This window comes from Brucella tritici (assembly GCF_008932285.1).
GTDB lineage: Bacteria > Pseudomonadota > Alphaproteobacteria > Rhizobiales > Rhizobiaceae > Brucella > Brucella tritici.
Genome location: NZ_WBVY01000004.1, coordinates 683,175 through 705,773 on the forward strand (window position 1 = coordinate 683,175; position 22,599 = coordinate 705,773).

A 22,599-nucleotide genomic window follows, 5' to 3' on the forward strand; every position below is an offset into this window, starting at 1 on the left:
CGAAAGGGCCAGTTGTCTTACGTTACTTGCTACGACCTCTCGACCGGCTTCGATCATCAGGCCGGTTGAGGCATTCTCGGCAAACTGGTCAGCAGTTTCCTCGTATAGGCATGCTGCGGATCGGCCAGAATGTCCCGCGTATTGCCCTGTTCCACGATCCGGCCCTTTTCCAGAACGATCAGCCGTTCGCACAAGAGCGCAACCAGTGCGATGTCGTGCGACACCACCACGAAAGTCGTGCGTTCTGAAAGAGAGCGCATGAGATCAATGATACGGGCCCGTGTTGTCAGATCGAGCGCGCTGACCACTTCGTCTGCTATGATTAGATCAGGCTTCGAGACAATTGCCCTGGCTATGGCGATACGCTGGCGCTGGCCACCGGAAAACTCGTGCGGATAGCGGCGGGCAGCATCCGCAGGTAAATCAACGGAAGCAAGCGCCTGCGCAACAGCCTGCGCGATGTCGGTTTCGACTTTCAGAGACCGCAACGGCTCGGCAATAATATCGAAGACACGCTGACGTGGATCGAGCGATGAATAGGGATCCTGAAATACCGCCTGCACCGAACGGCGGAAGTCGCGCATAAAACTGCGATTGCGAATATCCAGACGCTCCCCGCGAAACGAAACATTCCCGGATGATGCGCGCTGCAGCCCGAGCAATAGTTTCAAGATGGTCGTCTTGCCGGACCCCGATTCACCGACGATGCCCAGATTGCTTCCGGTTTCAAGTTTCAGATCGACATCGTGCAGAACTGTCTTGCCGCCTGTATAGGCGAAGGAAACGCCCGAAAGGTCCATCAATGTCATCGCGCAACCTCCAGCGCAGCATCAAACGCCCGTGCAGCAGCCACAAGCCCCTGCGTATATGGCTGCTGCGGATCGGTGAAGAGTGCCGCAACCGGCCCTTCTTCTATAAGTTTTCCGTGCCGCAGGACCAGCGCGCGTTCAGTAACGGTCGCAACCACCGGCAAATCGTGACTTATGAACAGAAGTCCCATGCCCTCGTCCCGCACCAGTTGCTCCAGCAGTTTCAAAATCTCGGCCTGCGTGGTGACATCGAGCGCCGTCGTCGGCTCGTCCGCAATCAAAAGCTTGGGGCGACAGGCAAGAGCCATTGCGATGGCCGCACGCTGGCGCTGGCCGCCCGATATTTCGTGTGGCCAGGAACGGGCAATGCGTTCCGGGTCCGGCAGGGATACACGCTCCAGAAGCAAGTGGACCTCTGCATTCACTTCAGCTTGCCCAATTCTGCGACCATCCCGAAGAGCGCGACGACGAACGACCAGACCGACTTGTTTGCCAATCCGCATCAGTGGGTCTAGCGCCGTCATCGGCTCCTGAAAGACAGTTGCAATGCTCTGCCCACGCAACGGCACCAGGTCCCGGTCTCGCGCATCTATCACCTGATGGCCGTCGAGCGTGATCGATCCGCTTGCCCGCATGCCATCCGGCAACAGTCCCATGATGGCAAGAGCCGTCAACGATTTGCCTGAACCAGATTCACCGATCAGGCCAACCCTTTCACCCTGTCCAACCGACAGCGAAACACCGGAGATCAGAAACCTGCCTGCCGTTTCTATCTGAAGGTTTTCTACATTCAGCAATGAGCTCAACGTTGCCTCCTTCGCGTTGGATCGGCCACGTCACGCAGCCCGTCGGCAAACAGATTGAGCCCTATCACCAATGAGACAAGCGCCAGACCGGGTGCTATGGCACCGAACGGCGCCGTATAAACCGACGCTTGCGCCTCCTGCAGAAGCCGTCCCCAGGATGAATTGGGCGGTGGAGCGCCAAGACCAAGATAGGAAAGCGATGCTTCCGCGATCACCGCCAGCCCGAACTGAAGCGCAAAATTGACAATCAGCGTCGGCCAGATGTTCGGCAGCACATGGATGCGGACCAGCCCAAGCCACGATGTGCCGGAAATGCGTGACGCCGTAATGTAATCCATCGCCAGAACACGTTTGGCAAGAATGCGCGTCAGACGTGCCACAATGGCCGATCCGGCGATACCGATGGCCACGATGGCGGTCGTCAGGCTTGCACCGTCGCTCGAAGCCACGATCAGCATGGCCAGCAACAGTGTTGGGAAGGCAATGAGGATATCGAGCGTTGCCGCCAGCACATCATCGAGCGTCTGGGTCGCGAATGCAGCAAGAACACCCATCGTCACGCCAATCACTGCGCTGAGCGCGATGGCTCCACAGCCGACGACAAGCGCAATGCGCGAACCGATCATGATTTGCGTCATCAGATCACGTCCCAGACGATCCGTGCCGGCCCAATGCAGCCAGGACGGAGCCTCCAGTCGTCCGCCCACCATTTCGCCGACGCCGTAAGGTATCCAGACCAGCGAGAGAAGAGCGACAGCCAGATGCAATCCCAGCAGCAATCCACCCACAATAAGGGGCCATGGCAGTCGGTAAGCAGGCTTTTCATCCCGGACGGCGAGCGTCGTATCAGCAGGCCCCGTCATGCGCGACCTCCCGCGGACCGCTGGCGCAAGCGCGGATCGATCAGCCGTTGCAGGAGATCTGCGGCGAAGCCAACCAGCAATACCAGAAGCGTCGATACAAACAGAACACCCTGAACGTTGGGATAATCGCGCTGCTCTATGCCGAGCAGAAGCATCGAACCGAGGCCAGGCAGCGAGAACACACGCTCGACTACCACGGCACCGAGCAAAGTTGAGGCAAGCTCAATACCAAGTATCGAGATCACCGGAACGGCGCCGTTGCGAATACCGTGGCGAACAAGCGCCTGCGAGAATGTTGCGCCAAGCGCCCGCGCGGTGCGAAGATAATCGCTGCCAAGCACGTCCTGGGTGGCTGAACGGACATAACGGATCAATGAGGCCGACATGACGATGGCAATTGTCGCGACCGGTAATATCAGCGACTGAAAAGCAGCGGGCGCCGATTGCCATCCGCGTGACGGGAAACCACCCGAAGGAAACAGCCGGAGCTTAACTGCGAAAAACCAGACCAGCAGAATGCCAATCCAGAAAACTGGCACGGCAATGCCGAGCTGGGAAACGACAGATATCAGCGATCCATACCAGCGATTCTGGCGCACGACCGACAGAATGCCGAGTGGTACCGCGATCATGATTGCAACGACGAATGCCATTAACGTCAACGGTACGGTCACGATCAGCCGTTTGCCGATCTCCGCGAGAACCGGTGCTCCGCTCACAAAGGAATTACCAAGATCGAAGCGTAACAGGCTGCCGATGAAACGCAAAAATTGTTCATAAAGCGGCAGGTCCGAACCGACCTGCTTGCGCGCGGCCTCGATCTGCGCGGCGTCCGCGCCGACAGAAACAAGCGCATTGGCAGGATCGCCCGGCAACAGGCGCAACAGCAGAAACAGCACGATTGAAGCGATGAAAACCGACAGAACCAATATGGCCGATCGGCGAATGATATAGGCGAAAATAGCGTTTACCTCTCCGATGTGAGGGGCAGCGCTCAGACCCTCATGCAAATGCGACAACGCCGCCGGAAATTAATTCAGGCGGCGCGCTCTGTCGAGTTGATGTTCTCGATATCGACAGGCGGTTATTTTTCCGCCTTCACGATGTCATAAGCGAAGAACTGGGAATTCAGGCCATTGATCGGGTAACCGCTCACTGATTTCTTCGAAACAACGATCTGCGGATAGAGATAGAACCAGTTGCTGGCCGCATCTTCGGCAATGATCTTGTTGGCTTCCGTCAGCTTGGCCGTCTGTTCATCCGTGGTCGTGCTGGCTTCGGCTTCCTTGATAAGATCGACGACTTTTGGATTGTTGTAACCCCAATAGAAATCGGGATTGCCATAGAAGACGATGTCACGATGGTTCACATGTTCCTGCAAGGTGGCTTGGAAATCATGTGCCTTATAGACCTTCGTGTACCATTCATTGGCGGTGATGACGTTGATCTTGACCGTTACACCGATCTTGGCCAACTCGCTTTGGATGAACTGGGCGGCAATCGGGTGCGGATCATAGTTCGGCGTATCAATAGTGAACGTGAAACCATCCGGATAACCAGCTTCCTTGAGAAGTTCCTTGGCACTTTCAGGATCATAGGCGTCAACCTTGGTGAGATCGACATACCACGGATCTGTCGGCGGAACGAACGAGCCGATCAGCGTACCGTAATCGCCCCATACAGCCTTCAAAAGCTTCTGGTCGTCGATAGCACGGGCAAGCGCCTTGCGCACTTTGACATTATCGAACGGCGCAACGCGGTCGTTATAGGCCAGCAGCAGCTTGGTGGTGGATTGCCCTTCGCTGACGGTGAAATCAGGATTATCCTTGAACTGCGCCAGAGAATCCGGGCTTTGAACCGACGTGATGATATCCACCGAGCCAGTCAGCAAAGCATTGTTCAGTGCACTGGCATCGGTGAAATACTGGAAGACCACCTCGCCGTTTTTCGGCTTGGCGCCCCAATATTTATCGAAGCGCTTCATCGACAGAGACGACCCACGGCGCCAGTCTTCCAACTCGTAAGGTCCGGTTCCATCTTCCTTCGACTGCAGATCCTTCGCTTCGTCGTTCACCACCCATACATAGCTGAGATTGTAAGGCAGCGAGATGGAGCGCGAGGACAGCTTGACGACGACAGTTTCATCGTCCGGAGTTTCAACGGCCGAAATGGTCTTGAGGCTGCTTTTGCGCGAGCTTTTCGATTCCGGTGCGGCAACGCGCTCAATGGAGAATTTGACGTCCTTGGAAGTCAGCGGCGCTCCAGAGTGAAAAGTCACGCCCGGCTGCAGCTTGAACGTATAGGTCAGCCCGTCATCGCTGACGCTGTAATCCTTCGACAGAACCGGCTCAACCTTGCCGTCATCAGCAAGCCGAAACAGGGCCTCATAGACATTGCCGTTGAAGGCTTCGTTGATGCCCTGCCCCGCACCGGCAGTATTGTCGAGGTTTTGCGGCTCGTAGAGCGAACCGATATTGATTGTCGCGTCCGGGTCGCTTTCCTGCGCCAGCGCCTGGCTGAACGATCCGATACCGAGCGTCACGGCCAATGCCGCACTCAAGCTCCAGTAAGCCAGTCCAGATTTGCGATCACGAATGTTTAAGCCGCCCATATTATTCTCCTGCGTGGAAAGCGTCCTACAGGCTCTCCGTTAGCAACGCTTATACCGCGTCCGCGAGAGCATCGGTAAGCGGCGGCACCATGAGATGGTGGGAATTATTAGAAATTTATTCCATAAAGAGTCAATCTATTAGACGAACCATCCGGACGATCGCGCAAAGCGTTCGATATAAGGCGACTGACAAAGCACATAACCTCAAGAGATCAGCCATGACTTTTATGGATCGGCACCGCATACAGAAATTGCTCACTGCGGAGGGCTTGGATGCACTGGTGCTTTTTCAGCCGGAAAATTTTCGCTATGCTACCGGGCTTACGGCGGGCGTGGCCACAATGTGGGGACGCGCTGGCTCGGCCATAGCATTGGTCCCGGCAGATGCCTCGGCGCGTCTTGGTGCCGTTGTGAGCGATCAGGCTCTGCCAGCAGCAGGCACGACGCCTGACGATATCGACTTTCGCTCGCATCGAATCTGGATTGATGCCGTCACGGTTCGAGACGCCCATACGATAGAAGACATCAACACCGCCTATCGTAACAGCGGCAATATCGGCCCCCGTCCAGAAACCTTCGACCAGAAAGCAGCCTTTCAACTGCTTGGCGATATGATTGCTGAGCGTGGCCTCGCTCGAGCCAGCCTCGGCATCGACCTTGAATTCATGCCTGCAGCCGACTTTGCACGATTGAAAGAAATCCTGCCTTCTGCCCAATGGCGCGATGCTTCCAGCATCGTAAAGCGGCTGCGCCTGATAAAAAGCCCCCGCGAAATCGAATTGCTACGCAATGCAGCCCGTTATGCGGAAGACGGATTGCAGAATATGGCGAACGCAGTACGATCCGGTTCAACAGCCACAGAACTGTCTGATGCCTGGTTGACCGGGGCCATGGGTGCCACCAAAGCAAATGGCCAGAGCCTGTCCGGCCACTGGGCCTATATCACGGTGGGACCGAACCTTCAAAATCCTGCGGCGCAACTGGCAGAAGGCGGCCTCATCAAGGCCGATGTCGGCGCGCTGGTAAATGGATATTCGTCTGATGGCGCCCGCACCTTCGTTCTGGGCAAGCCCGCTCCCCTCGCCCAACAGCTCTACACAGCGCTTCTGGAAACCTTTCAGGCCGGAACATCGCTGCTGAAGCCCGGCAATACATTCGGACAGATTCACGAAGCAATGCTCTCTACCATGCGGAGTCATGGCTTTAGCGAATATTATCGCGGGCATTTCGGGCACTCCGTCGGCTCGGCGCTCGGGATCGAGGAATGGCCTTTCATCTCGCACGAAAACGATATGGTCTTCGAGCCGAATATGGTGCTGGCAGTAGAAGCCCCGTTTTATGCAAACGGACTGGGAGCCCTGATGATCGAAGAACAGTTCCTTATCACACCCGATGGAGCGGAAACGATGAACGCTCTTTCACGCGAGCTTGTCTCGATAGGCTGAACGGAGCGGGGCAATTGCTTTGCCCCGACAATCTTCCACAAGATGACGCCGTCGCGGCTAGTCAGATAAACTTGCCAAGCTTTTCCGCTGCCTGTCGCAGATTTTCAAGATGGGTAAGCCCCTGTTCCAGAGACAGACGCTGGGTCGGTGCATGGAACGACAGCGTGGCGCAAAAATTGCGCCGCGCATCCATGACAGGCACTGCAACAGCAATCATACCGTCAACGAGCTCTTCCTGGTCCGTCGCGAACCCACGTACCCTCACAAGCTCGATTTCCTCGCGAAGCATCGTCGTATCGACAATGGTTTTGTTGGTGAAGGACTGCTTGTCTCCGGTGAGGAGATAGCGTTCGAACGCTTCTTCCGAAAGCAGGCTGAGTGTGACTTTCCCTGCCGCAGTGGCATGGAGCGGCACACGCGAACCGATATGAAGCGCAATGCGCAACGGCCACTGCGTTTCCACGCGATCGACATAAATCATCGCATCATTGTCGGGAACCGCCAGATTGCAGGTTTCTCCGATCTGCTGATTGAGCCAGATCAGAACATTTCTGCTTGGAAGGCTGCTCAGTGAAGCATGCATGGCGCCGATTGCCATCTCGCGGAAGCGAGCACCGGGCAGATAACTCTTCCCATCAACGTTCTTGGCGAGAAAACCCTGCTCTTCCAGATAGGCCAGCAGACGGTGCACTGTCGGCTTGGGCAGTTTGAGTTCGTCAATGATTTCTGCAGGTGTCATTGCGCGTCGTTGACGACCCAGCAACTCAAGAATCTGCAGGTTCCTTATACTTGGACTGGCAATCAGATTATTGGATTCATTCTTCATGAAAACACTACGTCACGCTGAGATTTCCTAGTGGTTTAACCCAGCCCAGAGACGTAACCAAGCGAATTTATATCCGGTGAATTCAATAAGTTGATATTTTCGAGACAAATCGTCTCAAAAAATGATTGACTCTCATGCGTTTTAAACCAAGGCTAACGACATCGCGATCCACAGGAGGAGTGTGGGTCGGGCCATAACCGTCAAAACGCAGGAGGGCGTCATGTCGGATACAACAGTGGATGCTGTGAGGAGCAGCAGCCAGGCGAATGATGTCAGGAAAGTCGTCTTTGCCAGTCTGATCGGCTCCACCATCGAGTGGTATGACTTTTTTCTTTATGGTGTGGTGGCGGGCATCGTCTTCAACCACCTTTACTTTCCATCGGATAACGAAACCGTTTCCATCATGCTGGCCTACGCGACTTTTGCGGTAGGCTTTGTCGCTCGGCCCTTGGGCGGCCTCGTTTTCGGACATTTCGGCGACCGGATCGGGCGTAAGGCGATGTTGATCGTCAGCTTGCTGATGATGGGCGGGGCTACTGTCGCCATCGGGCTCTTGCCCGGCTATCAAACTATCGGCCTGATGGCCCCCGTGGCTCTTTTGTTCCTTCGTGTCCTTCAAGGCATTGGCATTGGGGGTGAATGGGGCGGGGCGGTGCTGATGGCTTACGAATATGCACCCAAGGACAAGCGTGGCTTCTACGCTTCGCTGCCGCAGATCGGTCTGTCTCTGGGCCTGTTCCTGTCGTCAGGTGTCATGGCGCTCCTGTCACTTCTGCCCGACGAGCAATTCATGGCATGGGGCTGGCGCGCTGCCTTTATTGGATCAATCGTACTTGTCTTTCTGGGGACATGGATCAGGTCTAATATTCAGGAAAGCCCCGAATTTCAAAAAGCCAAGGCTGCGTCTCGCGGTCGGGATCAGGGTCTGCCTTTCACCACCATGATCAAGCGCTATCCGGGTAACGTCATTCTCGGCATGGGTGCCCGTTACATTGACGGCGTATTCTTCAATATCTTTGCCGTTTTCTCGATCCTGTACCTGACCCGTTTTGCCGGGCTTGATCGGACGGCAGCATTGTGGACCGTCTGCGCCGCCGCCGTGGTCATGATCGTATTCATTCCCCTGTTCGGACGCCTGTCCGACCGGATCGGGCGACCTGTTACCTATGCATGGGGATCTCTTCTGCTGGGTTTGAGCGTTTTCCCGGCTTTCTGGCTCATGTCGACAGGCGTGCCAGCGCTGATCGTTCTGGGCATCGTACTGCCTTTCGGCATCATCTATCCCATGTGCTACGGGCCGGAAGCTGCCCTGTTCGCAGACCTGTTCGATCCTACAGTCAGATATACCGGCATATCCTTCGTCTATCAGTTCTCGGGCATCATCGCTTCTGGTCTGACGCCGATGATCGCCACCTATCTGATGTCCATCAATAACAACGACCCTTTCTGGGTATGCGTCTACGTAGTGTTTGCGGCTGTGGTGTCGTTGGCATCCGCTGTTGCAATCGAGCGCAGGCGAAAACGGTTCTAGTGGATTTGGCGAATTTGACGTTTGAAACGAGTTCCATGTCCCCGGGTATCAAGCGCCAAATTCAATCCACTAGCGGAACCAGCAGGCTGCAGTGTGCAGCAAGACAGGGCGCCGTTTCCATCGTGCGACACGGCCCCCGTCAGGAGGAAGTTCTTTATGAATGAAGTAGCAGACTACATCGTAGTGGGTGCCGGTTCGGCGGGTTGCATCGCGGCCAACAGGATCAGTGCTGACCCTTCGGTCACCGTTCACCTGCTGGAAGCCGGCCGTAAGGATAGCAATCCATGGATTCACGTTCCGGTCGGCTATTTTCGCACAATGCACGATCCCAACTATGACTGGTGCTATCAGACAGAACCGGATTCGGGATTGAACGGGCGCAGTCTGAACTGGCCGCGTGGCAAGGTGCTCGGCGGCTCGTCGTCGCTCAACGGTCTGCTTTATGTGCGCGGCCAGAAAGAGGACTATGATCGTTGGGCACAGTTCGGCAATTCCGGCTGGTCCTGGCAGGATGTCGGTCCAGTTTTCGAGAGTTTCGAAACGTTCCATCGCCCGGCAGCCACAAACCGTGGAACCATGGGTGAGTTGCAGGTGTCGGACCCACGCCTGAAGCGGGCGATCTGCGAAAAATGGATCGAGGCGGCCCGTGCGAATGGCTATGATTACAACCCCGACTATAACGGAGCGACGCAGGAGGGCGTGGGGCATTTTCAGTTTACCATGCACAAGGGACGCAGATGCTCTTCCGCAGCGGCATTCTTGCGCCCGATCCGTCATAGACAAAATCTGACCGTCGAGACCGATGCTCACATCATGCGTGTCGTCATCCAGGATGGTCGCGCGACAGGGGTGGAATATCAGCGCCCGGACGGCACACGCTACACGATCCATGCCAGACATGAGATTATCCTGTGCGCTGGAGCTATCGGCTCACCGCAGATACTTATGCTGTCCGGCATCGGCCCGGCTGAACAACTGGCCAATCACGGCATTTCTGTTCATCGCAACGTGCCGGAAGTGGGCCAGAACTTGCAGGACCATTTGCAGGCCCGGCTGGTTTTCAAATGCAACGAGCCTACACTCAATGATGAAGTTCGCAGTCTCATCAAAAAGGCTGCAATCGGTCTCGAATATGCACTGTTTCGGACCGGCCCCATGACGATGGCCGCCAGCCTGGTCTTCGGATTTGTCAAGACGCGACCCGAACTTGCCACGCCGGATATTCAGTTTCACATCCAGCCATGGTCGGCAGACAGCCCCGGCGAAGGTGTGCATCCTTTCTCTGCCTTCACCCAATCGGTGTGCCAGTTACGTCCGGAAAGTCGTGGAACGATCAGCTTGCGCTCCGGCAACCCGTTCGACCATCCAGTCATTCAGCCCAACTATCTGGCAACCAGAAACGACCAGCAGACATTGGTCGAGGGAATTCGCATCGCACGTCGCATCGCACGGACTGAACCGCTTAAATCTGCAATTGCGCAGGAGTTCAGACCGACAGCTGATCTCAATGGCGATGACGAATTGCTCGATTGGGCGCGAAGCAATTCCACCACGATCTACCATCCAACCGGCACCTGCCGGATGGGCGTCGACGAGCGCTCTGTTGTCGACGATCGGTTGCGTGTTCGCGGCATTGAAGGTCTGCGCGTCGCAGACTGCTCGATCATGCCGGAAATTGTCTCCGGCAATACAAATGCACCGGCGATGATGATCGGCGCGAAACTGGCCCAGATGGTCCTGGAAGACAGGAAACGCGCGTTATCGGCACAAAATGCCCCCGCGCCAACCTATGAAAAAGTAGCTTAGGAGAATTCACTGCCATGAAGATGACGACGGAAGAAGCGTTTGTTAAGGTTTTGCAGATGCATGGTATAGAGCATGCATTTGGGATCATCGGTTCTGCGATGATGCCGGTTTCGGATCTGTTTCCGAAGGCTGGCATTACGTTCTGGGATTGCGCGCATGAGACGAATGCGGCGCTGATCTGTGACGGTTATACGCGTGTGACGGGCAAGATGGGTATGGCGATTGCCCAGAACGGTCCGGGCGTGACCGGCTTCGTGACCGCCATCAAGACGGCTTACTGGAACCACACGCCGATGCTGCTCGTCTCTCCGCAGGCTGCCAACAAGACCATCGGTCAGGGCGGCTTTCAGGAAGTGGACCAGATGGCGCTGTTCGAGGAGATGGTCTGCTATCAGGAAGAAGTGCGCGATGCGACCCGCATTCCCGAAGTGCTGAACCGGGTGATCGAGAAGGCATGGCGCGGCTGCGCACCGGCACAGATCAACGTTCCGCGCGATTTCTGGACCCAGGTCATCGATGTCGACCTGCCGCAGATCGTGCGGCTGGAACGCCCGAGCGGCGGACGCGATGCCATTGCCGAGGCCGCAAAGCTTCTGACGGAAGCAAAATTCCCGGTCATTCTCAACGGTGCCGGTGTCGTCATTGGTGGTGCAATCCCGGAATCCATCGCGCTTGCCGAAAGGCTCGATGCGCCGGTCTGCTGCGGCTATCAGCATAATGATGCCTTTCCCGGCACCCATCCGCTGTCCGCAGGTCCACTCGGCTATAACGGCTCCAAGGCCGCGATGGAGCTGATCTCCAAGGCCGATGTGGTTCTGGCGCTCGGCACCCGTCTCAATCCGTTCTCGACGCTGCCAGGCTACGGCATCGATTACTGGCCGAAGGACGCCAAGATCATCCAGGTCGATATCAATCCCGATCGCATCGGCCTCACCAAGAAGATATCGGTCGGCATTTGCGGCGACGCCAGGCAGGTTGCGCAGCAGATCCTCGACCAGCTGGGAGCCAATGCAGGCAATGCCGGTCGTGACGAGCGCAAGCAACTCATCCATCAGCGCAAGTCCGCCTGGTTGCAGCAGCTTTCCTCGATGGATCATGAAGATGACGATCCGGGCACGCATTGGAATGCCGGTGCCCGCGAGCGCGAAAAGGACCGCATGTCGCCGCGACAGGCATGGCGCGCCATTCAGGCCGGCATGCCGAAGAATGCCATCATGTCCACCGACATCGGCAATAATTGCGCCATCGGCAATGCCTATCCAAGCTTCGAGCACGGACGCAAATATCTGGCGCCGGGCATGTTCGGCCCCTGCGGTTATGGCTTCCCGTCCATCGTCGGCGCCAAGATCGGCCAGCCCGACACGCCGGTGGTCGGCTTTGCCGGCGACGGCGCGTTCGGCATCTCCATGAACGAGATGACCTCCATCGGTCGCAAGGGCTGGCCTGCAATCACCATGGTCATCTTCCGCAACTATCAGTGGGGTGCCGAAAAGCGCAATACGACGCTGTGGTACGACAACAACTTCGTCGGCACCGAGCTCAATCCGAACCTGAGCTACGCCAAGGTGGCGGATGGCTGCGGCCTCAAGGGCGTGACCGTCGATAGCCAGCAGGCGCTCACCGAGGCCTTGCAGACGGCAATCGACGAGCAGGCCAAGGGGGTGACCACCTTCATCGAAGTCGTGCTCAATCAGGAACTGGGCGAACCATTCCGCCGCGATGCGATGAAGAAGCCCGTCGTCGTGGCCGGTATCGACAAGGCCGATATGCGCCAGCAAATGCCTGTCTGAACCAGTTCGTCAGAGCATTTCCTGTTTTGATTGTGTCATTGGAAATGCTCTATCCGTTTGTTTTTACGCATGTCTTTATCCCGAAACCGGTTCCCACTTTCGGGAGACATGCTGTAATGATCAGGCCGGGAGCGCAACTCCCGGCCTTTTGAAAAGATTGCGCCATGCTGCCATTGGAAAAGATTTTTGAGAAAGCCCGGTCGAGGCCGCGCCACATCGTACTGGCCGAGGGCGAAGATCCGCGCATCATCGATGCGGCGCTGCGTGCCGAGCGTGAAGCCATTGCCCGCATCACGCTTCTGGGGTCCGAAAGCATCATCGGCAGCCAGATCGACGGATTGAAGATCGCGATCATCGATCCCAGGACATCGAGCTTGAGCGCGGATTATGCGCAAAAACTCTATCGGCTGCGTCAGGCCAAGGGCATGACGGAAGAACAGGCTGAGGCGATGGTGAAGACACCGCTTGGCTTCGCCGCCATGATGGTACGCGAAGGCGATGCGGATGGGACGGTGGCTGGCGCAGTCGCAACGACCGCCGATGTGGTGCGCCATGCCCTGCAGATCATCGGCAAGGCTGAAGGCGCTTCACTCGTTTCAAGCTTCTTCCTGATGCTGCTGTGCCAGTCGCATCATCAAAAGAAGGGCGCTTTCGTCTTTGCCGATTGCGGCCTCGTGGTGGAACCGGATTCCGCGCAGCTTGCCGATATCGCCATCCAGTCGGCCGATTCATACCGCCAACTGATGGAAAAGGACGCAGCCGTTGCCATGTTGTCCTTCTCCACCGGCGGTAGCGCCGCCCATGAGCGTGTGTCGAAGGTGGTGCAGGCAACCCGGACGGTGCGGGAGCGCAAGCCCGATCTGTGCATTGATGGCGAATTGCAGTTCGACACGGCATTCGTGGAAGCGATCAGCCATGCCAAATCACCGGATTCCCCGCTGAAGGGCAATGCCAATGTCTTTGTCTTCCCCAATCTCGAAGCCGCCAATATCGGCTACAAGATTGCCCAGCGCATCGGCGGCGCACAAGCCATCGGCCCCGTGCTCCAGGGCCTCGCCAAACCCGCAAACGACCTCTCGCGCGGCTGCAGCGCTGACGATGTCCTCCACATGATCGCTATAACAGTCAATCAGGCCAGGTGAAGGACAGCGAGCCTTTATGACTTCAGGAAGCGCGCAGCGATGCCATAAAGAAACTGCGGCAGCACCGTAAAGGCATAGGGCGCATAGACCCGTTCCAGCCGCTGATGATATTCGCGTCCCCATGGACCGATATTTACTACAGGATAAGAAAGCGCCTTTGGATTGGCACGGTCGATAAACTGAGCAGCAGGCGTGTTGGCCGCGATGACTTCGCTATCCATCGCGTCAGGGATATGACCGAAGAAGCTCATATCCGAAATCCCGGCAAAGATTTCCCTATATCGGATCGTCGTATCAAACTGGCGCTCCGCATCCACGCGCGCGGTTTCCAGAGCTTCCGCAAAACGCAGTTCTTCTGCCGTTTCGGTCCCCATCCGAACATGTGGATAGACAAGGCTTCCGAAACCGATAATGACCGTCGGGCCTGTAATATGCGCCGCGGCAACCATCGCATTGACGAGTTCCCGCGTGATGAGAAGCGGGTTGTCGCTGCTTGAGAGCTCGGCTTCCAATGCGGCTATCCGTTCCAGTGCCGCGTCACCACCAATACGCCGGACTTCGTCGCGCAGCTCGGCAGTGGTCAGAATTCGACCCTTGTGATTGGCGTCTGCATCGCTGCCAACCAGCTTTGCGAAGCGTTCAGCCTCAACATTGAAGTGCTTGATCGCACGATCCAGTGCCTCGCCGACAACCGCCTTGAACCGCTGGAACAAAGCATCGGGCGAGACGGAATGGGTGAGCCAGTTGAAGGCAATCCATGTTCGTTCCGGCGTAGTCACTTCATAGCCACCGCGGAAATCCCGCGCTTCAAGACAGATCGGGGGCGGCGAAACTTCATCATCCGCTGTATCACAAAGAGCTGCATTGGCTTCCACTGCCCGCATGATTTCCGATGCAATGAGATGCGCGCTGACACCTTCGAACGGATAGCTCGCATGCGAAGGCTGCCCGACCACGAAGGCAAAGGGAAGCTGCTTTCCGATGGTGCCGCGATAAATGGCGCGGCCTTCCGCACCGTCACCTTGATCGCTTGTTGCATCCAGATTGATACCGGCGACGATGTCGAGGCCCCAGCGTTCGGCAAGTTCCGGCAAAGCATCGCGCAGGCTGCGCATTCCCCGCGAACCGCGCTCTTCGTCAGGGGTTGCAAACAGGATCAGATTGCCTTCGCGATCCGGCTGCTGCGAGAGATATTCGAGTGTGGCGATGCCAGCGGCAACACCGCTCTTCATGTCGAGCATGCCCCGACCGGGGATGTAATTTCCGCTCTGGAAGTCGGCGCGTGCCTTTTCCTCGTTCGGAGCAAGCGGGCGGCTGGTAAGATCGGCGAGAAGCGCTTCCAACAAGGCATCCGGCTCGAAGGCCAGATGCTTCAAATCGCGGTAGTTTGCAGTTTCCACCACGTCGAAATGGCCCGCCAGAGCCAGGGTTCTGCGCCCCGTGCCGCGGACGACCGCGATGACATTCTTGGTCATCGGTGAACCGTGGCTATCGATGACAGCGATGTCGTCCGGGTTTTTCTGGAAATAAGGAATCTCGCGCAAAAGTTCGGCAAGCTTCGGACCGAACGATGCCTCATCAGGTGTTCCGGTCTCGCTTGGCCATTTTACCATGCGATAGGAGAGTTCTCTCACCCGTTCTGTCGGGTTCCATTTATTTGGGGATGCCACGGTCTTTCCTCGCTCAATAGTTCCCCGTCTCCGCACCTCGAACAAGGCACAGGCAGGTTTTCACGATCTGACTAATTGTTTTCGCAGTTTCAGACGCAAAACCGTTTCACACTTTTGCCGGAACTGCTCCAAACATCAACTTACTGGTTGAGATGCTTTCTCAGGAACGCTCTCGTTCTTTCATTTTCCGGATTCCTGAAGATGACATCCGGCTTGCCTTCCTCAACCACAACGCCCTTGTCCATGAAGAGCACCTTGTCGGAGACTTCAGCGGCAAAACGCATTTCGTGGGTCACGATGAGCATGGTCATGTGCTCCTGTGCCAGCTGCTTCATGACCTGATTGACCTCCTCGACCAGTTCCGGGTCGAGCGCGGAGGTTGCTTCATCGAACAGCATGACTTTGGGCTGCATCGCAAGCGCACGGGCAATAGCCACGCGCTGCTTCTGACCGCCCGACAGTCGCGACGGGTACATACTGGCCTTGTCGGCGAGGCCGACCTTTTTCAAAAGAGAAACGGCAAGTTCCTGCGCTTCCTGCTTGCTCTTGCCCTTCAACTTGATGGGGCCGAGCGTGATGTTTTCCATGACATTGAGATGCGGAAACAGATTGAAGTGCTGAAAAACCATGCCCATCTGCTGGCGCACGGCATTGATATGCCGCTCGAATGCCCGCCCGTTCAACGACTGGTTCACCTGAATGCCGTCCAGCAGTATCTGACCTGAGTTGACCGTTTCCAGGTGGTTGATGGAGCGCAGCAACGTACTTTTACCGGAACCGGAAGGGCCGATAATGGCGATGATCTGTCCACGCTCGACCGACAGATTGATGCCCTTGAGAACTTCGAGTGCGCCGTAAGCCTTGTGGACGTCGCGCACTTCCACCATGGGTTTGCTGTTGCTCATCGGTAAGCCTCGACTTTCTTTTCCATCCAGTGCAATCCGGCTTCCAGGATGAGATTGAGTACGTAGAAGATCACTGCGGCAGTGATGTAGAATTCAAACGGGCTGTAGGTTTCGCTGATCGCCTGCTGTGACGCATGCACCAGCTCTGTAATGCCGATCACCGACACGAGTGCCGTGTCCTTCAAGAGAGCAATCAGATTGTTGCCCACCTGCGGTAGCGCGTTGCGGACAGCTTGCGGCACGATGATGTAGCGCAGTGTCTGGCCACTGCCGAAGCCCAACGAACGGGCGCCCTCATTCTGCCCCGGATCGACAGTCAGGATCGCGGTGCGGAAGATATCCGAATTATAGACCGCAAAATGCAGGCCAAGTCCGATGATACCAGTCCATACGGCAGGAATGTTGATGCCGATCTGCGAGAGGCCGTAATAGAGCAGGAAGAGTTGCAGAAGCAGCGGCGTGCCCATGAACAGCCAGATGAAGAAGCGGACCGGATAGCGCACCAGCCAGTTGCCGTAGAGAACAAGCAGGGCAAATGCGATGCCACCGAAAAAACTAACGATAGATGAGGATGCGGCGATGATGAGCGTCCACCAGACGCCGGTCATCAGGAGTTCGGTATAGGGCGGGACGATAGAAAAATCGAGTTGCATGATATCACCGCCTATTTGAGTGCGTAGCGGGCTTCGAGAAAATCGACGAAGCGTGCAACGATATAGATGAGGACCATGTAGATGGCCGCGGCGATGCCGAAAATTTCAAACGGACGATAGGTCGAGCCGATGAAACGCTGGGCTGTGTAAGTCAGTTCGACTACGGAGATCGCGGAAACAAGAGCAGAGCCCTTGATCAGCATGACAGTGTTGACACCGAGCGAGCGGATCATGAGCCGGGCGGCCTGCGGCAACACCACAAAGCGCATCGACTGTCCACTGCTGAAGCCAATGGAACGAGCAGCTTCGTTCTGCCCGGTATCGACCGTCAGAATGGCGCCTCGCATTGCTTCGGCGTAATATGCGCCGATATTAAGACCGAGACCGATGGCACCGGCTGCAAACGGCTCAAGATTGATGCCGATCTGTGGGCCGCCGAAATAGAGAACGAAAAGCTGCAGAAGGCATGGTGTGCCGCGAAAAACGCTGACATAGGCCGTACCGATAAAACGCAACGGCCAGAAACGCGATAGTTTTGCAGATGTGGCAAGCGCACCGACGCTCAACCCGATCAGAATGGCAAGCGCCGAGATTTCGACGGTAACCAGGGCGGCCTCCAAAAAATATGGAAAGACCTCCACCATCAAAGAGAAGTTCATTATCTCCCCTTTCCTGTCTGGAAAACCAAGCCGGAAAGAAATGTTGCCGGGACAATTGTGTTAATAGCTGTCCCGGCTCGAGGTTTCATGCGGTTAGCGGATGTCGCGACCGATCCACTTGGTCGAGATTTTCTCGTAGGTACCGTCCGCTTTCATGTCGTCGAGAGCCTTGTTGATCGCGTCCTTAAGCTCAGGGTTACCCTTGCGCAGAGCGATGCCGACATTGTCGGTGCCCTGAAGTTCAGGCGTATCGAGTTGACGAACCTTTTCGCCGCTTTCCTTGATGGCAATCAGGATTGGAATGTCATCCGAGGCAATGGCGTCCACGCGGCCCGAACGAAGCTCAAGCAGCAGTTCCGGAATGCCCTTATAGGTGCGGACGGTCCAGCCGCCCTGCTCGCGCGCCCACTTGTCGCTGGTTTCGCCAAGCGTAACGGCAATGGTCTTGCCCTGCTTCAGTTCGTCCATGGACTTGACCGACGATGCTTCCATCACGAAGATACCACGACCACCGCGATAGTAAGGACCTGCGAAATCGACAGCCTTTTCGCGTTCCGGCGTGATGCTCATGCTGCCGACGACGACATCAAACTTACCTGCACGCAGCCCTGCAATGATACCGTCGAAAGCAGTGGTCACGACAACCGGCTTTACATCAAGGCGCTTGGCGATTTCAGCGCCGATATCAACGTCGAAGCCGACAACCTGGTTCTGACCATCAACAAAGCTGAACGGCGGAAAGACACCGCTCATGCCGATGCGCAATTCGCCGCTCTGCTTGACCTTTTCGAGGTCGTTAGCGTGAGCGGGAGCGAGCATCATCAGCGCGCCGACGCCAGCTGCAACGAGTGAAGACAGAAGGGTTTTCATTTTATTTTCTCCTAGGTGATCGTAACGCGATCACGGGCAATGCCCGTTCCGAGCGCCCGGATGGACGCATCTTTCCAGATCGTCGACGCCCGACGGGCGGCGGCAAATTTCTCGGGAAAACCGATTCGGAACAGGCAAGATCTACGCGCCCTGGTTACCCAGGAGCGGGAGAAAGAAAAACTCCATCGATCCACCTCCGAAATTCCCCTGCCAGTTGCGTTGCTGCTTATCCGGCTTGTTTGTTTTCAAGCACGCTAACGGAGCAAAGGATCAACGAAAACGTCAATTCGGTATAGAAATGTCCAGTAATCTGCGATAAACGCAATGAAACTGACGAAATCGTCAAATGGTGGTGTGGAGATGGATGATCTGGATCAGCGCTTAATATCGGAACTGCGTATCAATGCGCGTGCATCCATCCCGACGCTTGCGAGCATTCTGGGGGTGGCGCGAGGCACGATCCAAAGCCGTATGGAACGTTTGATCGCATCAGGGGTCATTGCAGGCTTTACAGTCAGATTGAAGGATCATGGCGCCACCGACATGATCCGCGGTATCATGATGATCGAACTGACCGGGCGAAACATCAAAAGCGTGATAGCGACTTTACGCAAAAACCCAGGCTTCTCCGCTGTAAATACCACGAATGGTACATGGGACCTGATCGCCGAGATCGAAGTCCCAAACATGAACGAATTTCACCGGCTGGTAACAGGAATCCGCGCCATGGACGGGATTGCTAAGTCCGAGACGCACATCTTTCTCGGACCCGCCTGAATCTTCGACCGCCTATTCCGCAGCTTCTGCCACATAACCGAACTGCATGATGGCCTCCGGCGCAGCAACACCAGGCAAAATATGGCCGTCATCCACCGGTGCACCCATCTGGGTAGTCATAGGAATGACGCCCGCCCAGATTGGCAGGGCATAATCGGCGTCATCATCCTTCGGCGGACCGGAACGAACCTTTGCCGAGGCTTCTTTCAATTCCAGTTCCAGAAGCATGGTGGCTTTCAGCTCCTTTGCCATCATCGGACGCAGTCCCTCCCAACGACCGGGAAAAAGCCCGTTTACGAAACTGCGCAAGTGATGTTCCTTCGTCGCGACATCCGAGATTTTACGCGCTGTCCCGAAAGCCATGACCGAGCGATAATTACAGGAATGATGAAACGCTGATCGGGCAAGGACCAGCCCATCGAGCAGTGTAAAGCTCACGCACACTTCTGCTTCGTCGCAGCTTTCCAGCATGCGGCTGGCGGATGATCCGTGCCAGTAAATGAAATTGCCTTCACGCCAGACCAGAGTTGGTGTGACATAGGGCGTTCCATTGAACACATAAGCCACATGCGCCAGAGGCTGAGCATCGATGATTGCGTGAACCGTGGCTGCATCATAGGCACCGCGCTCATGCATGCGCTTCACGCGGCTGCGTTCGGAAGGGGCTGTCGTCATGGCCGATATTTCTCCTTTATGTTTGGCCAAACTGCCGCCATAGTGGTTTTGAGAAAATAACCACTTTTAACGAATACGATAATGCCAATTTCCAATACGCTTCCGGAATTCGGGATCGATCGCGCCAGCGATGTCTCGCTCACTGCGCAACTGGTCGGTCAGATAAGACAAGCGGTTTTGGCCGGACGCCTGAAACCCAATACAAAACTGCCTTCTACCCGTGCCTTGTCTCTGGAACTCGGCCTGTCACGAACAACCGTTCTTGCGGCCTTCGACCAATTGATCGCCGAAGGCTATCTGGAAGGACGTCAAGGTTCTGGAACCCATGTCACCGCCGAACTTCCCGAAACCAGCCTGACAGTCGACCAACCGCCCCTTCACGCGATAGCCCAGCCGCGGTTACACCGTCAGGAAGCCAAAGCCTTCCGGCTCGGTATGTTCGATAGCGATCATTTCCCGCACGATGAATGGGGCAAACTGCTAGGACGCATCTGGCGCAATCCCTCCCCTGATCTATTAAGCAGCGACGATGTGTTTGGCTTTCATCCTCTGCGGTCATCTTTGGCCCGTCATTTGCACGAATGGCGCGGTATGATCGTCTCACCGGAACAAATTATCATCACCAACGGCAGCGCAGACGCTCTGGGCCTCATCCGGGAAGCGCTGTTTGCGCCGGATGACAGACTGTGGATGGAAGAACCCGGATATCCGCCTGCGCGCAAGATCCTTGGTACCAATGGCCTCGACATAATAGCTGTTCCCGTCGATGTCGGCGGTCTCGATGTCTCGACCGGGCGAGATAAAGCCAACGACGCACGTGGGGCGTTCGTCACACCGGCGCGACATCACCCGACAGGCGTAACCATGACTTTGGGTCGCCGTCTGGAATTGATTGCATGGGCAAGGGAGCGTGATGCTGTCATCATCGAGGACGATTACGACAGCGAACACCGTTATATCGGCCAGCCCCTGCCGGCGTTGATGTCGCTGGACCCAGACCGTATTCTTTATATTGGAAGCTTTTCCAAGGTTTTTTCGCCACTCCTGCGGCTAGGCTTCCTGATCGTACCGGCACATATGACCGCGCAATTCAGAGCTTTGCGACAAACCCTGTTTCCTGCGCCGTCGCCACTGGCGCAGCCAGCATTGGCCAGCTTCATAGAAACGGGAGCCTTTGCGCAGCACATCAGGCGTATGCGTCGCATACATGCATCGCGGCGGCGTAAACTGATGGCAGCACTGGCCCCCGGAGAGCCAGAACTGTTCCGGATTGAGGCTCCTCCTGCCGGGCTTTCACTGCTTCTGGCTTTACCGGACGGGCAAAGCGATACACGTCTCGCAGGCATTCTGTCAGAGTCTGGCATTGAGGTTCATGCACTATCGACGCTCTACACGAAACTGAAACCGCGCCAGGGGCTTATCCTCGGCTTCTCAGGATTTGATGAAACCGTATTGGAGAATTCTGCAACAGCACTGATTAAAATTCTCGCGCAATCAAATTAGAGAGTGTGCATTAGCAATTTCGTAAACTTTGGATTCAGCATTTCCCAGTAAGCTTTGATTAGCAATTAGCTCGGAGGGAGCGTTGCAGCCCATTTGTTTTGCGTTACGGGTGCTCATGCGTTCTTCGGTTGTATCAGTCATTGCCCTTGCCTGCGCCGCTTTGACGGGCTGTACGTCAAGTTCCGGCATCGACAGCATCATGCTCCAGTCGAAGACTTCGGCTGAGACGACGAGTTCGGTGGCTCGCCCGGTTCCGCCCGCTCCTCTGAGCGAAATGGCGAGCGCTTCGCAGCCGATGCCAGCAGCCCAACAGGAAGAAGTTCTGGCTTGGGCAGGCCCCATACCTGATGCAGGCCCGTTCAAGGCAGAGCCGCCAGCCCGCATTACGCCGCAACCACAGCCGCAGGAACGCCCCCAGGCGCGCATCTCGATTCCGAAGCCTGAAGTCGCAGCCTACCCGCCGGTACGCCTTACGCCGCAAGAACGCTCGAAAATCTACAGCCACCGTTTCCGCGATGCAAAACCGATCAATTTCGGGCGCTCATCGCCACGCAAGCTGGCAGTTCACGGTGTGGACGTCTCGCGCTGGCAGGGTGATATCGATTGGGTGAAGCTGCGTACGCAAGGTGCAAACTTCGCCTATATCAAGGCAACTGATGGCGGCGACCATCTCGATCCCATGTTCCGGAAGAACTGGCGTGAGGCGAAAGCCGCAGGCATCAAACGCGGTGCATACCACTTCTTCTACTGGTGCCGTGTGGCAAGCCAGCAAGCTGACTGGTTCATCCGCAATGTTCCCAAGGAAGCCGATGCGCTTCCACCTGTCATCGATGTGGAATGGAACGGCGATTCCTCCTGCAAGCGGCGACCTTCTCCGGCGCAGGTGCGGGAAAAGATGCAGGTCTTCATGGACAGGCTGGAACAGCACTACGGCAAGCGGCCAATCATCTATACCGCGCCAGATTTCTATGACGACAATCTGAAAGGCGCCTTCACCAACTATCCATTCTGGCTACGTGCCGTCGCCCAACATCCGTCCAAGGTTTATCCGGGGCGTCCATGGACCTTCTGGCAGTATTCAGGATCGGGGCTTTCGCAGGGTGTAAGTGAAAAGATTGACCTGAATGTCTTCCACGGCTCAGAAGACGACTGGCACAGATGGCTGGCGCGCGCTGCCAGCTAAACAGCGAGAAACTGGCCAGAAACCAGTTTGAATGTTATGAAGTTATATCAGGGATAACCGAAGCTTTGCCTCGAA

Annotated in this window: 20 protein-coding genes; 8 read left to right on the forward strand and 12 right to left on the reverse strand. The window is 56.2% G+C overall.

The window, feature by feature from the left end:
* Positions 1-56: 56 nt before the first annotated feature.
* The 5 genes from F9K94_RS17785 to F9K94_RS17805 all read right to left on the reverse strand — a co-directional run bounded on the left by F9K94_RS17785 (position 57) and on the right by F9K94_RS17805 (position 5,089).
* Positions 57-809 carry an ABC transporter ATP-binding protein gene (locus tag F9K94_RS17785; RefSeq protein ID WP_151647342.1) on the reverse strand — a complete coding sequence of 251 codons (753 nt, stop codon included), beginning with the start codon at positions 807-809 and terminating at the stop codon, positions 57-59.
* A complete protein-coding gene (locus F9K94_RS17790) occupies positions 806-1,615 on the reverse strand; it encodes an ATP-binding cassette domain-containing protein (protein WP_151647344.1) in 810 nt (269 codons plus the stop codon). The genes F9K94_RS17785 and F9K94_RS17790 overlap by 4 nt, the downstream gene beginning before the upstream one ends.
* The gene (locus F9K94_RS17795) at positions 1,612-2,478 is read right to left on the reverse strand and encodes an ABC transporter permease (protein ID WP_151647346.1); all 867 of its coding nucleotides are present in this window, start codon (positions 2,476-2,478) and stop codon (positions 1,612-1,614) included. The genes F9K94_RS17790 and F9K94_RS17795 overlap by 4 nt, the downstream gene beginning before the upstream one ends.
* Positions 2,475-3,428, reverse strand: coding sequence for an ABC transporter permease (locus F9K94_RS17800; RefSeq protein ID WP_268906963.1), 954 nt, complete (start codon positions 3,426-3,428; stop codon positions 2,475-2,477). Before F9K94_RS17800 ends, F9K94_RS17795 begins: the two co-directional genes overlap by 4 nt.
* Before the next feature lie 134 nt (positions 3,429-3,562).
* Positions 3,563-5,089, reverse strand: coding sequence for an ABC transporter substrate-binding protein (locus F9K94_RS17805; RefSeq protein ID WP_151647348.1), 1,527 nt, complete (start codon positions 5,087-5,089; stop codon positions 3,563-3,565).
* A gap of 218 nt (positions 5,090-5,307) precedes the next feature.
* Between F9K94_RS17805 and F9K94_RS17810 the strand changes: the two genes are divergently transcribed.
* Positions 5,308-6,534: a M24 family metallopeptidase gene (locus F9K94_RS17810; RefSeq protein ID WP_151647350.1), complete on the forward strand. Its 1,227-nt coding sequence runs from the start codon at positions 5,308-5,310 to the stop codon at positions 6,532-6,534.
* Between the two features lie 61 nt (positions 6,535-6,595).
* Here the strand turns inward: F9K94_RS17810 and F9K94_RS17815 are convergent, their stop codons facing one another.
* A complete protein-coding gene (locus F9K94_RS17815; RefSeq protein ID WP_151647352.1) occupies positions 6,596-7,360 on the reverse strand; it encodes an IclR family transcriptional regulator in 765 nt (254 codons plus the stop codon).
* A 220-nt stretch (positions 7,361-7,580) separates the two neighbouring features.
* On the opposite strand from F9K94_RS17815, the gene F9K94_RS17820 reads away from it, so the two are divergent.
* From F9K94_RS17820 to pta, 4 genes are all read left to right on the forward strand, one after another.
* Complete coding sequence (locus tag F9K94_RS17820) at positions 7,581-8,891, forward strand: MFS transporter (RefSeq protein ID WP_061345679.1); 1,311 nt, start codon at positions 7,581-7,583, stop codon at positions 8,889-8,891.
* Between the two features lie 156 nt (positions 8,892-9,047).
* Complete coding sequence (locus tag F9K94_RS17825; protein ID WP_151647356.1) at positions 9,048-10,697, forward strand: GMC family oxidoreductase; 1,650 nt, start codon at positions 9,048-9,050, stop codon at positions 10,695-10,697.
* A gap of 14 nt (positions 10,698-10,711) precedes the next feature.
* A complete protein-coding gene (gene xsc, locus F9K94_RS17830; protein WP_151646445.1) occupies positions 10,712-12,487 on the forward strand; it encodes a sulfoacetaldehyde acetyltransferase in 1,776 nt (591 codons plus the stop codon).
* Positions 12,488-12,651: 164 nt separating this feature from the next.
* Complete coding sequence (gene pta / locus F9K94_RS17835) at positions 12,652-13,629, forward strand: phosphate acetyltransferase (protein ID WP_151646443.1); 978 nt, start codon at positions 12,652-12,654, stop codon at positions 13,627-13,629.
* Between the two features lie 14 nt (positions 13,630-13,643).
* On the opposite strand, the gene F9K94_RS17840 is transcribed toward pta, so the two are convergent.
* The 5 genes from F9K94_RS17840 to F9K94_RS17860 all read right to left on the reverse strand — a co-directional run bounded on the left by F9K94_RS17840 (position 13,644) and on the right by F9K94_RS17860 (position 18,386).
* Positions 13,644-15,242 carry a M20/M25/M40 family metallo-hydrolase gene (locus F9K94_RS17840; RefSeq protein WP_151647722.1) on the reverse strand — a complete coding sequence of 533 codons (1,599 nt, stop codon included), beginning with the start codon at positions 15,240-15,242 and terminating at the stop codon, positions 13,644-13,646.
* A gap of 197 nt (positions 15,243-15,439) precedes the next feature.
* Positions 15,440-16,204, reverse strand: a complete 765-nt coding sequence (locus F9K94_RS17845; RefSeq protein ID WP_151647358.1) for an amino acid ABC transporter ATP-binding protein — start codon at positions 16,202-16,204, stop codon at positions 15,440-15,442.
* Positions 16,201-16,857: an amino acid ABC transporter permease gene (locus F9K94_RS17850; protein ID WP_151647360.1), complete on the reverse strand. Its 657-nt coding sequence runs from the start codon at positions 16,855-16,857 to the stop codon at positions 16,201-16,203. Before F9K94_RS17850 ends, F9K94_RS17845 begins: the two co-directional genes overlap by 4 nt.
* Before the next feature lie 11 nt (positions 16,858-16,868).
* On the reverse strand, positions 16,869-17,516 hold the full coding sequence (locus F9K94_RS17855) for an amino acid ABC transporter permease (RefSeq protein ID WP_151647362.1): 648 nt from the start codon (positions 17,514-17,516) through the stop codon (positions 16,869-16,871).
* Positions 17,517-17,609: 93 nt separating this feature from the next.
* A complete protein-coding gene (locus tag F9K94_RS17860; protein ID WP_151647364.1) occupies positions 17,610-18,386 on the reverse strand; it encodes an ABC transporter substrate-binding protein in 777 nt (258 codons plus the stop codon).
* A 360-nt stretch (positions 18,387-18,746) separates the two neighbouring features.
* Here F9K94_RS17860 and F9K94_RS17865 point away from each other — a divergent pair, with 360 nt between their 5' ends.
* Positions 18,747-19,163: an Lrp/AsnC family transcriptional regulator gene (locus F9K94_RS17865; RefSeq protein ID WP_010658693.1), complete on the forward strand. Its 417-nt coding sequence runs from the start codon at positions 18,747-18,749 to the stop codon at positions 19,161-19,163.
* A gap of 12 nt (positions 19,164-19,175) precedes the next feature.
* Here F9K94_RS17865 and F9K94_RS17870 read toward each other — a convergent pair whose 3' ends face one another.
* Positions 19,176-19,838, reverse strand: a complete 663-nt coding sequence (locus tag F9K94_RS17870) for a pyridoxamine 5'-phosphate oxidase family protein (protein ID WP_151647366.1) — start codon at positions 19,836-19,838, stop codon at positions 19,176-19,178.
* An 81-nt stretch (positions 19,839-19,919) separates the two neighbouring features.
* On the opposite strand from F9K94_RS17870, the gene pdxR reads away from it, so the two are divergent.
* Together pdxR and F9K94_RS17880 are read left to right on the forward strand one after the other, a co-directional pair.
* Positions 19,920-21,341 carry a MocR-like pyridoxine biosynthesis transcription factor PdxR gene (gene pdxR / locus F9K94_RS17875; RefSeq protein WP_151647368.1) on the forward strand — a complete coding sequence of 474 codons (1,422 nt, stop codon included), beginning with the start codon at positions 19,920-19,922 and terminating at the stop codon, positions 21,339-21,341.
* 115 nt (positions 21,342-21,456) lie between these two features.
* Positions 21,457-22,524, forward strand: a complete 1,068-nt coding sequence (locus F9K94_RS17880; protein ID WP_151647370.1) for a glycoside hydrolase family 25 protein — start codon at positions 21,457-21,459, stop codon at positions 22,522-22,524.
* The last annotated feature ends 75 nt before the right edge of the window (positions 22,525-22,599 follow it).